This is a genomic window from Mesotoga sp. H07.pep.5.3 (assembly GCF_002752615.1).
Taxonomy (GTDB): Bacteria; Thermotogota; Thermotogae; order Petrotogales; family Kosmotogaceae; genus Mesotoga; species Mesotoga prima.
In genome coordinates, this window is sequence record NZ_AYTV01000012.1 from 403,131 (window position 1) to 419,136 (window position 16,006).

Genomic DNA, 16,006 nt, shown 5'->3' on the forward strand with positions numbered 1-16,006 from the left:
GTTTTCTCAGGCAACTTCCTCAGCATTATCATATGAGTCTCCTCCGTGTTTTCCCGGCCTCACTTCAAAGAGTCTCGACATTCCTTTTGCCAAAAAGACAATGGTGAGAATGGCATTTCCAATACACGATATCAACACAAGATAATGAACTGGAAGCCTGTCAACTGCGAAGCCAAAGACCGCTGAACCGAGAGGTGTTGCAATTTGCGCTAGAATCGAAATTACGGAAAAGACTCTAGATCTGTGGCTGGTAGGAACTATTCGATGAAAAAGTGTTTGAAGAGGAGTGTTTACAAATGCGTTGAACACACCCATTACAACTATCGGTATTCCCAGTGCGGCAAAGAACAACCAAGACGGTCCGCCGAAAAGACTTGTGAAGTAAGGAAAGAAGAGAGCGGCTAGAAGAAAATTTAAGACTGTCTCTGTTACTAATCCCCCCGCAAACAGTTTGCCCTGTTTCTTATTTACGAGAACCGTACCAATTAGAATGTTTCCGAAGAGGACTCCGAAAACCCAACCTGACTGCAAAAAACCGTATTGTTCGCTAGAGAAACCAACCACTGTGCGGGCGAAAAAAGGAAAAACAATGGTGAAAATCGGAGTTGACAAAAAATTGGAAACCATCGCAAACATCAGAACCATCATCAAGCCATCTATCTTCTTTAAATAGCCAATTCCTTCAACTATATCGACAAAAACACTCTTTACCGAGACCCTCGTTTTTTTAGTAGTCTGCTGATAAACTATGAAGATTTCACTAATCGCAGAAAGAATAAACGATGTTCCATTTATAATGAAGACTATTTCAATTCCGAAAAGTCCATATAGAACTCCGCCGAGAGCAGGACCGACTATGTAGGAAACGGAGTTAACCGCGCCAAGAATAGAGTTTCCCTTCAGAAGTTTGTGCTCTTCAATGATATCTGGTAGCATTGCAGAAGTTGCCGGGTCGAATGAAATGTCGAAAGTCGATATAACTAGCTGGAAGACAAAGAGAAGCGATAGATTCAAGACACCGACATTTGAGAGGTATGCCATAAGAATAATTGCTGCTCCTCTAGCAAAATCCATATATATCATAATATATTTCCGATTGAATCTATCACCCAAAACACCGGCGATTGGGCCAAAAAGGATTCTGGGCAGCATCGTTACCACAGAGAATGTGCCCATCATCACCCCGGAGCCAGTTAGATCCAAAATGTAGAGTGGTATCGCAAGCGCCTGAACGCCGCTTCCAATAAGTGACACTAGTCTTCCAAGAGTGAAAAGCCAGAAATTTCTCCCCAATCCTTTCATCGAACCACCTCAATTTCTGCAAATCCGTGTTTAATATTATCACGTTTAACGTCAAAACATCAAGATCTACCTTATAATTATTGATGTTGGAACTTGAGTAAACACAACAAACTTGATTATTTCGTTGTTTCGTTCAAGAAAGTGGAATTGAATTTCGATTGGGGGAAAAGTCTTGTCAGATCTTCAACTTCACCGGAGGTTTTGATCTGCCGTGCTATCATCTAGTAATTATGAATTGGAAGTTCTATTACTTTCCAGAAGTTGCAGCAGGAGTGTTCATAGATTTTGGCTATCAGTTTATGAAGTAGGAGGAGGATTTTTATGTCTAGAGTAGTTACCTTCGGAGAAATAATGATGCGTCTCGCATCTCCTTTGGGAGAGAGATTTGAGCAGACCAAGAATTTCGAAGTTGTTTACGGGGGAGCGGAAGCCAATGTTGCTGTTGCGATTGCGAAGTACGGCGGAAAAAGTAGATTCGTATCCAAAGTATCTGCCGATCAGTTTGGAGACGCGGCAATTGGGAATATTGGTGTTCACGGGGTGGATACGAATTATGTTTTGAAAGACATTGGCAGGCTAGGTAAATACTTCTATGAATATGGCTATTCTCAGAGACCGTCAAAGGTAATTTATGACCGTGACAACTCGGTCTTCGCTAATTCAAAGCCCGGAGATTTCGATTGGGAAGAGGTTTTCTCAGATGCCACCTGGTTCCACTTCACAGGTATTACTCCTGCGCTTAGCGACGGGTTGATTGAAACATGTGAAGTAGCTCTAAGAGAGGCCAAGAAGCGAGGAATAACTGTTTCTTGCGATCTAAATTACAGGTCGAGACTATGGAGCAAAGAAAAGGCGAGAAAGGTTATGACTTCTCTTATGAATAACATAGATGTCCTTTTTGCAAATGAGGAGGATAGTGAATCTGTCTTTGGAATAAAGGCTGAGGGCACTAATGTGAGTGATGGCAGGTTAAGTGTCGAGGGATACAGAGATGTGGCAACAAAGCTTAGGGACGCTTTTGATCTGAAGGCAGTTGCAATTTCCCTAAGAGAAAGCATAAATGCCAATTTCAATAAATGGTCGGCTGCGCTGCTCACTGGAGGAGAATTTATTGTATCTACGAAATACGACATAAACATAATCGATCGTGTAGGCGGAGGAGATGCATTTGCTGCGGGATTGATTTTTGGACTGGACAATTCATGGGAACCATTGAAGTCACTTGAGTTCGGAGTCGCAGCCTCATGCCTAAAACACACAATAAAGGGAGACTTCAACATCGTATCTAGAGACGAGGTCGAAAAGCTACTTGGTGGAAACGCTTCAGGAAGAGTTGTGAGGTAGGAATGTGACATCCCGCCATTATGTGCAAAGTTGTGACGTATGCGTTTTCCAGTTCAGCAATTCAGTTGGTATCCCAAAATGCCCTAAGTGTGGCAGCACTCTGAATTACAGATACAATCAAATTGGCGGAATGGATTTGGATGATTTTCCGGACAAAGATCGTTACGACTTGTGGAAGTGCCATTGACTACTACCAATCGATGATATTAGCCATTGTGTAACTGTAACGCTGGGAGAGGGTGCAACTCCTTTAACTGCTGGCATCAGACTTCAGGCTGAGTTGGGAAACACCGGGAGAATAATGCTGAAGGACGAAACTCGGAATCCTACCGGCACTTACAAAGATCGCCCGCAGCTATGGGTGTCAGTAAGGCTAAGGAAATCGGTTCAGGAAAAGTAATCATCGCTTCTGATGGAAACGCTGGACCTGCAACAGCCGCTTTTTGTGCGAAAGCTGGACTCCATTGTTTCGTACAGATGCCCGCCGATACGCCTGTTGAAAGAAATGTGCAAACGATCTTATATGGTGCTGAACTAATTCTTGTGGAAAAAAGCACTGTGAGTGATTGTATAGACATGATAATGGATCTATCTGAATCTTCTAGCTGGACTCACCTTACAACTGCCTCATCAGTCAATCCTTATCACTTTGAAGGTACGAAGACCATAGCTTTCGAGATTGCTGAAGATCTTGGATGGAATACTCCCGATTGGGTTATGATGCCCGAGGGAGGGGCCGGACTATCAGCTGCTATTTGGAAGGGCTTTTTGGAGATGAGCGAAGCTGGTATGATAGCCAAACTCCCAAGACTCCTAGTTGTTCAGGCTGAGGGTTGTGCGCCTCTGGTAAAGGCCTTTAAGGAGCACGATACCAAGATCGAGAGATGGGAAAAGCCCAGTACTCTGGCGAAAGCAATTAGCGTGCCTTACCCGCTTGACGGTGAACTTACTCTTCGAGCAATAAGGGATTCCGGTGGGTCGGCTATCTCCGTGCCTGACAGTGAGATGGTTAACGCTACCCGTGTCATGGCAAGACACGAGGGTATTTTTGCAGAACCAACTGGCGCGGCTTCTATAGCAGGTTTGGCGAAAGCCCTTGAAGAGGGAATCGAAAGTAAGGAAGAATCAGTTGTTGCGCTTGTTACGGGGACAGGACTAAAGGTCATCTTATCATTTACCAAGCTTCTTGAAATACATAGGACGATTGGAAAGAACATTTTGGATCTGAAGAGCATTTTAGAAGGATAAAGAATAGTGTGTTCTGCACCTCAAATACTGGAACCCACTGGTTGCATCCAGTAAGGCCCTTTCTCTTTAGTGATCAAAGTATAGAACGCGAAGAACAGAACGTTTCATGTATAGGGTAATCCTTATTTTATGTGTGATTATGTGGAGATTTCTCTTATTGACATTTAGAACGTCAAGAGTTCCTTGATCTTCGGCCTTGCATAAGTAGAGTTTTCTTCAAGGATCGACATATAGTCCATCCCTTTCACTCAGGGGATTTCGTTTTCCTTTTTCTGTTTTCAAGTACCTCAACTATTGCGGAGTCGATCTTTGACATGCCTTTTGAAAGAAGGACCTGGATATTTTCTATTGACCTGTCTAAAGTGTTGGAGATAAATCCCTGCTCTGAGTTGACTCCAAGATTGTCCATTGCCAGTAATGCACAGCTATATGCTTCCTGGCCTCCAAGGCCCGCCTTCAATGAACAGCTCTCTTTTGCACCATCGCACATGATGCCTGTCGTGCTCGATAGTATAGTCAGCATTGCCTGTTCGATTGTCTCCCTTGCTCCTCCAAGAAGATAGGTAATTCCTGCAGCGGCTCCCGTTCCGGCGGCTGTAACGCATCCACAGATCGGGGCAACTCTGCCGAGCTTGTTCTTTATGTAACCAGAGAAAAGGTGGCTCAAAGCTACTGCTTTTGCAATGTCTTTTCGGCTCTTTTGGAAGTACTCGCCGGTTAGAGCCACTGGAAGTGTGGCGACAATTCCCTGGTTACCGCTTCCGCTACTGCTCATCACAGGAAGGGGAACACCAGACATCCTGGCGGCCGAAGCCGCGAAACAATAGTTACGAATCTTGTATCCGAGGCTTACGTTTTCGTGGTAGCTGAAGGTCTCTTTTGAAGGCAACATTTTCTTAAGGCCAAATCTGGCAATCTCGAGATTCATTTCTATTCCCTCGAAGATCTTCTCGATTTCCAGTTCAGTGATTTCTCGAATTGACTCAAATATCTCTTCAGGAGTAAATTCTAATGCATCGGAGGGGACGAATCTCTCACTTGAACGGACCTTTTCTCCGTCTATCTCTAATGAAACTACATTCGTGTGACTGCCAGTTATCCTGCAAAGTACAGAATGATTATGATTAGACACCGTGGCTTCTATGAATACTCCAGATAGATCTTGATCACAGATCACACTGACCAGACCCTTGTCTATCATCTCTCTTGCAATACCGACCGATTCAACTCGGCAAGGCCTAAGTGCCTCGAGCTGGAGATCTGCATCCCCGCATATGGCGCCCAAAGCGGCAGCAAACTCATTTCCCTTTTCATTCGTACCTGGAATTCCCACGTACATTCCGTTCTTGTATACGTTGACGCTGGTAGTTACATGCACTTTTTCTGTTTTTCCCTCAAGTTTGCTTGCTGCAAGAGCAACACAAAATGCAATCGCTCCAGGTTCCGTACACCCAAGTGCAGGTCTAACTTCTTTTTCAAGGTATTGTTCAAGAAAGCGCATCTTTCACCTCCAATGTCCGATAACTTAGTTTAGCATTGGAAATGTTTTATGCAATTAATAGCAGGCCTCAAAGGTTATTGTTTTGAAGTAAGTATGAGCTCTTAACTCCCTCTTCCACTTGGAACTGAAAGTATACTCAACATTGTGGAGCTGGAAAATCATCTCTTGGAAGGCTTTCTTTTCTCGTTTTAAAGAGAAAGACGAACTTTCCAGAGTTCTTTATCTAGAATCGGTCATGTCTCATACTGAATTAAACTCTTCCAAGAGGGCTAAAGCAGTGTTCCTGATAGTCACTTCAATCTCCTTTGATGTTACATAAAAAATCTGGAAGGACAAATTTGACAATTATTGGATTGTGTTAGAATCCCTTTATTCGCTGAAATACTGACTGAGAAAGGCAATGACGGAAGATTGTTATCAGAAAAGACCATAAATCAGTCAGGTGAGGATAACTAGTCGGTACTGGAATCCTTAGTGTGAACAATTTGGGCTACTATCCAAATAGTATGCAAATGATTCGGGGATAAGGGCAGGATTTGACAGAGGCACAAGCTGCATCTTGCTTAGATTAAAGAAATAAGGGAAAACCTTGATTCCACAAACACTCCCGTCTTCGGAAAGCTCGATTTTTAGCGATGCCGTGATTCTGCAATCCTTAGCTTTCATAGAAGAAATCCAGTTGCCCAGAGAATAGATGATTAGCGAAGTTGATCCTCTCGCATTTAAGTACACCTCCAGTGGCTGAAGAACATGAGGATGATGACCGATAATCAAGTCAACTCCTTCATCGCAGAGCTTTCTTGCGACTTCCACCTGCATTTCAGTAGGTTTGTTCTCAAACTCAAGTCCCCAGTGAAGACTAAGCACGATAACGGATGCTTCTTCCGACATAGATTCAACGATAGGAATGATCTTAGACAGCGCAGTCTCTGCATCCTCAAATGTGTTTAGGTTGGCAACATTCAGACTGGATTCACTATCAACGGTAGCTCCATTGGTGCCGAACGTGAAACCTGAGACAGCGATTCTAACTTTATCGAATGGAATTATTGAGAATCGACTTTCTTCTCCAAATCCAACACAATGGATTCCACGGTCATTAAGAAAAGTACGGGTCGATCTCAGTCCCTCGATACCCCTGTCAAGAGAGTGATTGTTTGCGATATTCATAACATTAATTCCCAAGGGCGTCACTACTTTCTCAAAGTATTCGAAAGAACCGTTGAATTTTGGGAATGCCGATTCGGGGAACCGAGTGTCTATTGGGAATTCGAGATTGGCGAACACAATTTCACTTTGAAAAAGACTCTTCTCCACACTTGAGTAAGGATCGCCCGCGATTACAAGCCCTCTACTGTACATTAGATCGCCAAGTGCGGTTATAGTTATTGCGCAAGCCAAATCAGGGAGCTCTGCCTGATAGTTTTCTTCGTAAGGTCTCGAAATCGTACCGAAGATGAGCTTCCGCAGGTAGAAAATGGCATCTGTAAAAGTGAATTGGCCAAGGTTGCCACAAACAACGGGGAAGGAAAAAACAAGGCCATGTGCCATTAGGAAAATAGCCAGAACAAACTCCATAGCAAACTTTCGAGACATCTGTACCACTTCCTGTAAGTGATTAGAAATTTGTAGTGTGTATGAGTCAAGTCCATCCCACACATGATTATGGTTTTCGAGAATCATCTCGCCGGAAACTCAGCTACCGGATAAATAGATATCAGTGCTCGACTAAACTTTAACACTATACACACACAGATGATAAGCATTCAAAAGTCAATATCCTTCGTCGGTGAGAAAGAGATTCTGGTCGGAGATGTTTCTCGGCAAAATTAATAGTTCAGTTGGTACCAAATTGGAAGATGAGACTTGAGGATTATGTACTCAGTGCCTAGGTCGAAGATGGGTAAAAAAATTCTTTTAAGCTTCTCATTGCTAAGTTGAATCATTGGTTTGAAGTATCAGCAGGCATTGATGAGCGCCACAACCGATGACGATGGAGAGTTAGCCTTCAGTGTCTCAGAGAACAGATAGGTCAATGGAATGCGTGTGACTCTAAGTAATAAATGTCATTAACAGGAAGGTGTCACTTGGTCATTTGCAGGGTGATACAAACAGTTTTGATTAGAGAGTACGTTAATGTCCCTGAAGGATGCAGAGGAGCAATCAGATCGCACCAAAAGAACTACTCTAAGATATCTTAGAGGTCAAACAGAAAATAGATCACAGCTAAACTGCGGCTTCTTCCATGTTTACAAGGACATTATCTCTGCGTTTGATTTTTGGCACGAAATGGCAATGCTATAATCAACTGAGAACATTACAGCGCCTCATCATTTCTCGGAGGGTCGAATGGAGTCCGACAGTAGAAACCTGTTCAGTTCAGTGAGAAGAATAATCTCGGTTCTCGTTGGCAATGAGAAGAGCTTGGAAAAGATTAAAAAGGCTCTTTCAATTGTTGGTGATTCTCTTTCTGTCAATAGTCTTACTCTTTGCACAGTTGAAAGAGCTCATCATGGTTCTTCTTTCCTCAAGATGGTTTGCGACTGGAGAAAAGAATCAGACTCCGTAATTTGCGTCTCGAGTTCGAGAAGTGGAGATAGTAGAAAATCAAAACTTGAGAATTTAATAAGAAAAAGCAGAGCAAATACAGTTTCGGAAGCTGGAAAAGGGATCTTGTTAATCAAAAGCCCCCCTGGATTGCCGGAGTGTGTTCTGGTCTTAGAGATCGAATTGCATGAGAGAAATCTGTCTGTGGAGGAAAAGGACTTTGTGAAATGTGCGATTCAATTGTTGGCGCTCATGACTGGAGAAGAGTTCAGCGAAGAGACTGGAAATAACGAAAAGTCACTTCTTCAGGAAAGACTACTAAGAAGCGATGAACTGCTGAAGAATTTCGAAGGCAACGTCTTGGACATTCTTGCCGTAGTTGATGGAAGACTGGTTTTCACCTATGTTTCGCCCTCGGTAGTAAACACATTGGAGTTTGTGCCTGAAGACCTGGTTGGGAAAAAAGCTCTGGATCTCATTGACTCAAGGGATCGCAAGAGAGTTGTTGAAGAGTCCAAGGTTCTTCTGAGAGAAAAGAAACACGGTTGCTTCAGATATAGAGCAAGAACTAAGAGCGGCGGAATATTGTGGATGGAGACAGCTGTAAGTCCTTTGTTTAATGGGAAAGAAGTCGAGGGTTGGACGATGTCGTCACGGGATGTCACCGGTGAGATGAAGCTGCAGGCCGAATTGAAAGCCAGAGATAGTATGATGGTCTTCATGAACGATCTTTACGTTCTGATTCTGAGCGGTGATAATCTTCATGAAGCGGCCTCCAAGATTGTGAATCGCGCATACGAAGAGAAGGGAATGGTCGGTTGCAAGATCACATTTAGTGAGGATGAATATCTTGATCTTGAGGTTTCGAGAGGCGACACCGAGGCATTTCCGCTGAATCTCATGAAGGACTCAAAGGCTCAGGAAACCCTCAGAGAAAATCGAATAATCGTTCAAAATACAGCCATCGAAGGAAAGGAACTGAGATACATATGCATAGCGCTTGAATCGAACAACGAGATTGCTGGTTACTTTGAAACCCTTACAGAACGCGTGACTGGTCTTTCCGAAGAAAGCATAAATCTGTACAGACTAGTTGGGACTACGGTCTCTCTTTCTCTCACAAAAATCAAAAATCTTGTTGCAACGAGGAGAAATCACATCACATCACAGTCATTGATAAAGGCAACCGAAGCGATAACTAAAGATCTGAATATGAGAACGGTAATAGAATCTATTGTTCGGGGTCTGAGACAAGTAATACCGTTCTACAGCGCTGCAGTTGAGTTAGTTGAAGGGGATCATTTAATCATTGTCGGTGGGAGCTGGCCTGGAAAAAATTCCTTTGTCGGGACCAAATTCACGATGGAAGAAGGAAGTCCCGGTTTCGATGTAGTAAGAAACAAGAAAATCATTCTAGCAGAAGATGCTCAGAGAGCATACCAACAATTCAACAGGCCAGACTTCAAATTTATAAAATCTTGGATGGGCGTGCCTTTGGTTATTGGAGATGAAACGATTGGAATGATCGCCGTCGATAGCGAGGAGGGCGGAAAGTTTAAGAATCGTCATCTTGACGCCCTCAAGGCATTTGCAGATATTGCTGCGATTGGCATAAACAACGCCCGTCTTCATGAGGAGGTGAGAGATCTCTCGGTGAGGGACTATCTTACTGGTGCTTACAACCGGCGAGGTCTGTTTGAGCATGGAGAACGGGAAATCGAGAAGGCAAAACGATATGACACAAAAATGGGATTGATAATGTTCGACATAGATAATTTTAAGAATATGAATGACATGCTTGGACATCTAGCCGGAGACTTTGTCTTAAAAAGGGTTGCAAACATATGTACCAAGATTCTGCGAGCCGCAGATATTTTTGCGAGATATGGTGGCGATGAATTCATAATTCTGCTCCCGATGACTGATATCACGAACACCGAAGAAGCTGCGACGAGGATTTGTCGTTCGCTTGATGACTCGAGAATTACTTATAAGGGAATCCCAATAAAGGTTCGTGCCAGCCTGGGAATTGCCAGTCTTGAAGGACATGGAGATGAACTTGAAGACATGATCAGAAGGGCAGACAGAAATCTGTATGTCTCCAAAAGATCCGGGGGCAACAAAGTTACCGGGGGACGAAACTATGGCTAAGAGAAAATGGCAGATAAGAGTTGAACGTTTAGGCCTTGAGGCGCAGCTAAGGGAAAGAAACAAAGAACTTGAACTTCTACATGATTTCTCGAGATTAGTCGACATAGCAGAGGACTCCATTGACGACATTCTGATTGGTCTCTTGGAAATCCTTCCCGATGCTTTTCTGGAACCCGAGAACACTTGTGCAGTAATCGTTTACAATGACAGAGTGTATGAATCGAGTAGAGTCGTAAAAAGCGATCGTTTTATTCGTGAGCCAATAAGAGTTAGGGGTAATGATGTTGGGAGCTTAACCGTATATTATTATGGTGACGGGGAAATCGCCTTCCTCTATGAGTAGTCTCAAATGATTCTTTCGGTTACAGAGAGACTCGGAAAAATTATTCAACGCATTGAGACGTCAAGGAAGCTCAGTGAGAACAAAGAGGAGTACCGCGCTACTCTCTCAAGTATTGGTGACGCAGTTCTTTCGACAGATGCTTCTGGAACGGTCACTTTCGTCAATGAAGTTGCCTGCAATCTTATTGGTCTTAGCGAGAGCAGCATCATCGGCAGGAGAGTCTCTGAAGTTTTGGAGGTCTTTAATGAGGATTCAGGCGAACCTGCAATTATTCCGGTAGAGCATGTGCTAAAAACCGGTAAAAAGGTTGGACTGGCATATCACACTGCACTCAAATCCAATAACGGAAAGACCTACTCAATTGCCGCTTCTGCATCTCCGATATCCAGAGAAGATGGTGAGACCAAAGGTGTCATTCTGGTCTTCAGGGATGTGACCGAAGATAGAAAGAATGAAGAGAGGATTGTTCAAAGTGAAGCCAGATATCGAGAGTTGATAGAAAACATGAACGGAGGCCTGTTGATTCTGGACAGTGAAGATGGAGAGCAATTTATTCTGAAAGAATTCAAGGCGCCTCGTGAAGATTTTTGTAGAACTGGGATTAGTTCTTCTGGGAAGGAGCTAAGGGATGTTTTTACCGGTGTTGAAAAGAGTGGTTTCTTCGAAGCAGTGAGAAAGGTGTGGAAGGAAGGAGCCCCTGAGAAAGTGGAGGCCGAGAAATATGTTTACGGAGATCAAGAAGGCTGGTGGACAAATTATGTGTATAAACTTCCTTCTGGTGAGGTTGTAAGCCTCTGCTACGATGTGTCTGAATCATTTAGAATTCAGGAATTCAAAAAGAAAACGAACGATGGCCTTCTCACACTGTCAAAAATGGCTGCTGGAAGTGGTTTCTCACTGGATGAGTTTATGAAGAGCGCCGTAAGAATAGTAGGCTCTTCTCTTTGTGTTCATCGTGCCGGGATTTATTTGCTAAACAGAATTGGTGAGATGGATCTGATTATTAGCTCTGACCAGGTTGATGGAGAGGCAAGAGAAGATAAGTCGAGAGCTATGGATCGAGATCTCGCTTCCGAATATCTTCACTTGATTCAAGCAAAGAGGTTCTTCAGTATTTCCGACGTGAACCAAGAAGAAAAAAACAACTTCATTGCTAGTCTGCAAGAGGTTGGAGTAGAAGCGATTCTAGATATCCCCTTGAGGATCAGAGGGGTCATCGTGGGATCACTATTTTGCGACATGAACACACCAAGGCAATGGACTTCAGATGAGAAGAGCTTTGCTGCGTCAGTCGGTGATGTTCTAACACTTGCTCTTGAAGAAGATGAGCTTGTTAAGAGTGAGCATCGCTACAAGAGCTTCTTCAAAATGAACGGTGCGACAATGCTTCTCATAGATTCGGCAACGGGTTCAATCGTAGATTCTAACGAAGCTGCATGCAAATTCTACGAATATGATCTCGGTACGCTAAAAGGGTTGTCCATAGAGGATTTGGCTGCAAATAATGAATCCCTGGTTGAGATATGTAACCTAGCTGCTGGAAGATCTTCTAGTGTAGTCTCCAGGCAGAAAAAGTCCTCTGAAAAAGTAGTCGACGTCGAGATTTTTGCTGCTCCTTTTAGCACTGAAAATATGGATCTGGTTAGCCTGATAGTTGTCGACATAACGGAAGTCCTTGCCGCAAAAAATAAACTTTCGGAAGCTTTGGGGAGATTGCACACTGCTCTTGAAGGAGCTGTAAACCTTGTTAGCAAGGTAGTAAAGGCGAGAGATCCATGCACGGCAGGCCATCAGAAGAACGTGAGTCGTTTAGCTACTGCCATTGCAGAGCGGCTCGGCCTGGATGATAATAGGAGTACAACCGTCAGAATTGCCGGCTTGCTGCACGATGTCGACAAGGTTTCGATTCCGGTTGAGATACTTTCAAAGCCGGTTCGACTTACTGATCTTGAGTGGTCTTTGATCAAGCGCCATCCAATAGTCGGCTACGAAATCCTTCGCGATGTAAAACTTGGTGGGCCAATAGCGGAGATTGTCAAGAACCATCACGATAGGATAAACGGATCAGGTTATCCAGAAGGACTTACGGTATCAGAACTATCTTTAGAATCAAGAATCGTGGCAGTGGCCGATATGGTGGAGGCAATGGTCTCTCACAGACCGTAGAGCATCTAGGGGATTGGGCGAAGCTGTGCAAGAGATCAAGAGCAACTCTGGTGTTCTTTACGATGAAGAAGTAGTTGACGCTTGTCTAGCTGTAATCGATTCGGGTTTCAAGAATGATAGGTCTGATGGCAGATTATAGATTGTTGGAGGTAGAGAATGAACGTATTTATAGTTATTCTGGCGATTTTCGGAGGGCTGGTTTTTTTGGGTCTTGCGGTGAAGCTCGCCTTCTTCGGACTCCGGGTAATTTTTGGTCTTGCCTTTGTTGGGCTGATTGTTTTCGCGATTATTTGGCTTCTTTCGAAGGTCCTTTTACTGTTTTAGTTTTTCTGATTGTCGGGAATACTGAGGACTTTGCCCTTGACACCCGATTCGTTTCAATTCCGAATGGGTGGATTTTTCAAGTTGAATCTTCATTGGCGGTTGAATGCTTTTGTAGATTAGATCATTTTTCTGAGGATAGATTGAGAAAAGTCGTACCATACTGCCTGTGCCGAGAATTTCTGGGTAGAGTCTAAGTTTTAATTGGGGAGTGAAAATTATGAAAAGGGGTAATACTTACATCTTGTTGATTGCAACAATATCACTGACTGCAGTTCTTACCCTGAGCGTGCTCAATTTTCTCAGACCTTATCCACCTAGTAAAGAGGCCTATTACTCTCTTTCGAGTTCAGATGAAGTTATCTACTGTTTCAAAGATGGAACTCACATCTTCACTCCTGCGAAAGGAAGTGAGATTGGAATAGTGTTCTATCCCGGTGGCCTCGTTGATCCAGTATCATATGCTCCACTTCTTAAGAGAATCGCCACAAGCGGTGTTTCATGTTTCCTTGTGGAAATGCCCCTTAATCTTGCCGTACTTTCTCCAAACAGAGCAGAAAATATCTTGAAAGACAATCCAGAGATTAAGAGATGGATTTTGGCCGGGCATTCTCTTGGGGGTTCAATGGCAGCGAAATTTGCTTACGATAATCAGGGCAGAGTCGACGGTCTCATTTTGCTTGCCGCCTATCCCGGTAAAGACACTTCTCTATCTGAATCAGGTATTCATGTACTGTCGATTTATGGTAGCAACGATAAAGTACTTGACATTGAAGCTCTGGAGAGCGGAAAAGCTCTACTCCCTGAAGGAACAACTTACTTGACGCTGCGTGGGGGGAATCATGCGCAATTCGGATACTATGGACCACAGAGAGGGGACGGAGATGCATTAATAACCCTTCTCGAGCAACAAGAAATGACCGTCAGCGCGGTTCTATCATTCATTGACAATGCGATGTAATCCTAATTTTGAGATTATTTTGCCAGCTGATATATCAGAACGCCCGAAAGCATTAGGAGCAATCCAATGACTTTGGAGGGAGTTAGATCGATAGGCAGCTCGCCAAAGAGTCCTGCAACATTTATGATAAGTGCAAAGACTATCTGGGTTACTACAATTATTACGATCGCTCTGCTCGCACCTAGAGAAGATACACCTTGAGAAATACTTAGGATTATCAAGACACCTATGAATCCAGCGGTGTAGTAGAGTGGATTGAGTCCTTTAAGTGAATCCAGGCTCATTTCTCCCTTACCGAACAAAAAGAGAAGTACAGAGGCAAGAAGAAATCCAGTGCCGTGTATGAAAAAGTTTGAACCGAAGAATCCAATTTTCTCTCCCAGTCTCGCACTAAAGACACTTTGCATAGCGATTACTATCCCGGCCGCTATTGCGAAAAATATCCCTCTAATCATCCTATGTCTCACCCATCTGTCTTTGAAGTTGGAATTTTCACTTCCAGAATCAAACTTTCATCTTTTGATGCGTATAGAAGCATCATAGCCGAGATTCAGCAGAACTCTGTTAAGAAAGCCTTTAATGAAAGCTCCGCCGAATATCTGTAGTCTTTGGGCAATTACAATATCTTAAGGAAAGCGATCTACGTGTGTTTTGAGCTGTCTTAATGAAGCTGAAATAACTGATTTGATCTCTTCAAACAAGAAAAACGCATTAACAGAACTTCTTGGTTTTGGTTAGTTTCTGGGCATAGAAAACGCATTTTGCTAGATTTGCTTGAGATCAGCCGGATTAAGACTTGTGGAACTACTAAATGAAACTCTTTCCTAAAAATCGGCCGATATCCAGTACGCCTGCCTTCCGTTCTCGTCAGTCGATTTTGTTCCAACAACGACGAATTTCCCAGCGCCTATTCTGGCAAATGCGTGTGGTTCAAATGAATCCACATTAAAAGCCTCATGAGTTAAGACTTCTCCTTCTTTGGTGATCTCTATCAATCCGAAGCCCTCATCTTCAACAGTTACAAATGATGCCAACCCCACGTAGTTGTCATTGTCTTTCAGAATTGAGAGTAGTGCAGGGTATTTATCGTCAAGAAGTGTTTCTTCAACAATCTCGCCGAATGTGTCAATCTTCGCTAAATAGGCCTTTCCTGAGAAACTACTGGAGATTCCGCCGACAAGGAATCCGTTTTCGGCCTCGATTGCAGCCCTCCCTTCGAGAAAGGGACCTTCCGAATTGCCGATGAGCTTCTGCCAGCGTGTCTTTCCATACGAATCTAGCAAAGCCAGCCATAGGTACTGACGTTCCTCGATCCAGCTATAGCCAGTGGCCAGAATATTGCCATCGTCAAGCTTCGTTACTGCCTGAGCTCCATCAATGCCATCTTTTCCGAATTCTCTCTCCCATACTGTTCTTCCTGAAAGATCGATTTTGATCAGACTGGCCTGAAGGTAATTGTTGTCAGTCATACACTGACCGGCAATAACAAATCCATTATCAGTGACGACCACACTCCAGGGAGAATAGTCTCTGTATTTTCCGTAGAAGTTCTGCCAAACCTGACTGCCATTCCCGTCAATCAATGTGGCCATTAGCTTTGCGCCGCTTGTCATCTCTACACGAGATACGAGAAGGGCCATACCTTCATCAGTCAAGACTATGCATCTACCGATATCATCTACCGGTGTTCCGTACTCCTTTGTCCACGATATATTGCCGTCTGAATCAGTTTTAATAACAATTGTCTGCATATAGGGTTCATCATAGTACTCGGAAAAGCCAACTGCCAAAATACCATCTGATCCTCCGACAACTGAGCTCAACTCTTCTGTTCTTGAGCCTCCGAAGCTACCTGTGAATGCAAATGCAAGTTGTACTATAAGAACCAAGATAGAAAGCAAGGCCATCCTCTTCATATTCAACCTCCCTCAAAATAGAGATGTCAGTCTGCATTGCCCGGAGATGGGACAAGTTCTGAGTTTCTCCTCTTGCAAAGTGAATGGTTCAATTCTAAACTAGTTCTTGCCTGAACGATCCGAAATATTTGTTGTCCAATCAGTTTGACAGGTTTTTCTCTTCTGAAAAGGATTTACTCTCCGAATTTATGGTTCCTATTTTGCTT

12 protein-coding genes are annotated in these 16,006 nt (G+C 43.5%); 7 read left to right on the forward strand and 5 right to left on the reverse strand.

The window, feature by feature from the left end:
* Positions 1–6: 6 nt before the first annotated feature.
* The gene (locus V513_RS05590; protein WP_099771993.1) at positions 7–1,302 is read right to left on the reverse strand and encodes an MFS transporter; all 1,296 of its coding nucleotides are present in this window, start codon (positions 1,300–1,302) and stop codon (positions 7–9) included.
* A gap of 321 nt (positions 1,303–1,623) precedes the next feature.
* On the opposite strand from V513_RS05590, the gene V513_RS05595 reads away from it, so the two are divergent.
* Positions 1,624–2,646 (forward strand): sugar kinase, encoded by a 1,023-nt coding sequence (locus tag V513_RS05595; protein WP_099771994.1) that lies wholly within the window; start codon positions 1,624–1,626, stop codon positions 2,644–2,646.
* A 357-nt stretch (positions 2,647–3,003) separates the two neighbouring features.
* Entirely contained in the window at positions 3,004–3,894 is an 891-nt protein-coding gene (gene thrC, locus V513_RS05600; RefSeq protein WP_099771995.1) for a threonine synthase, read from the forward strand.
* 244 nt (positions 3,895–4,138) lie between these two features.
* Here the strand turns inward: thrC and V513_RS05605 are convergent, their stop codons facing one another.
* Complete coding sequence (locus V513_RS05605; protein WP_006492263.1) at positions 4,139–5,395, reverse strand: L-cysteine desulfidase family protein; 1,257 nt, start codon at positions 5,393–5,395, stop codon at positions 4,139–4,141.
* A 471-nt stretch (positions 5,396–5,866) separates the two neighbouring features.
* Entirely contained in the window at positions 5,867–6,991 is a 1,125-nt protein-coding gene (locus V513_RS05610; protein WP_099771996.1) for a CapA family protein, read from the reverse strand.
* 753 nt (positions 6,992–7,744) lie between these two features.
* On the opposite strand from V513_RS05610, the gene V513_RS05615 reads away from it, so the two are divergent.
* From V513_RS05615 to V513_RS05630, 5 genes are all read left to right on the forward strand, one after another.
* Positions 7,745–10,093: a sensor domain-containing diguanylate cyclase gene (locus tag V513_RS05615; RefSeq protein WP_099771997.1), complete on the forward strand. Its 2,349-nt coding sequence runs from the start codon at positions 7,745–7,747 to the stop codon at positions 10,091–10,093.
* Positions 10,086–10,436 (forward strand): hypothetical protein, encoded by a 351-nt coding sequence (locus V513_RS14165; RefSeq protein WP_257211965.1) that lies wholly within the window; start codon positions 10,086–10,088, stop codon positions 10,434–10,436. The genes V513_RS05615 and V513_RS14165 overlap by 8 nt, the downstream gene beginning before the upstream one ends.
* A gap of 6 nt (positions 10,437–10,442) precedes the next feature.
* Entirely contained in the window at positions 10,443–12,602 is a 2,160-nt protein-coding gene (locus V513_RS05625; RefSeq protein WP_257211966.1) for an HD domain-containing phosphohydrolase, read from the forward strand.
* A gap of 156 nt (positions 12,603–12,758) precedes the next feature.
* Positions 12,759–12,926, forward strand: a complete 168-nt coding sequence (locus V513_RS13860) for a hypothetical protein (protein ID WP_014730420.1) — start codon at positions 12,759–12,761, stop codon at positions 12,924–12,926.
* Positions 12,927–13,143: 217 nt separating this feature from the next.
* Positions 13,144–13,884 (forward strand): alpha/beta hydrolase, encoded by a 741-nt coding sequence (locus V513_RS05630; protein ID WP_014730421.1) that lies wholly within the window; start codon positions 13,144–13,146, stop codon positions 13,882–13,884.
* 14 nt (positions 13,885–13,898) lie between these two features.
* On the opposite strand, the gene V513_RS05635 is transcribed toward V513_RS05630, so the two are convergent.
* Positions 13,899–14,339 (reverse strand): DMT family transporter, encoded by a 441-nt coding sequence (locus V513_RS05635; RefSeq protein WP_099771998.1) that lies wholly within the window; start codon positions 14,337–14,339, stop codon positions 13,899–13,901.
* Between the two features lie 369 nt (positions 14,340–14,708).
* Positions 14,709–15,800 carry a hypothetical protein gene (locus tag V513_RS05640; RefSeq protein ID WP_099771999.1) on the reverse strand — a complete coding sequence of 364 codons (1,092 nt, stop codon included), beginning with the start codon at positions 15,798–15,800 and terminating at the stop codon, positions 14,709–14,711.
* Positions 15,801–16,006 lie beyond the last annotated feature (206 nt).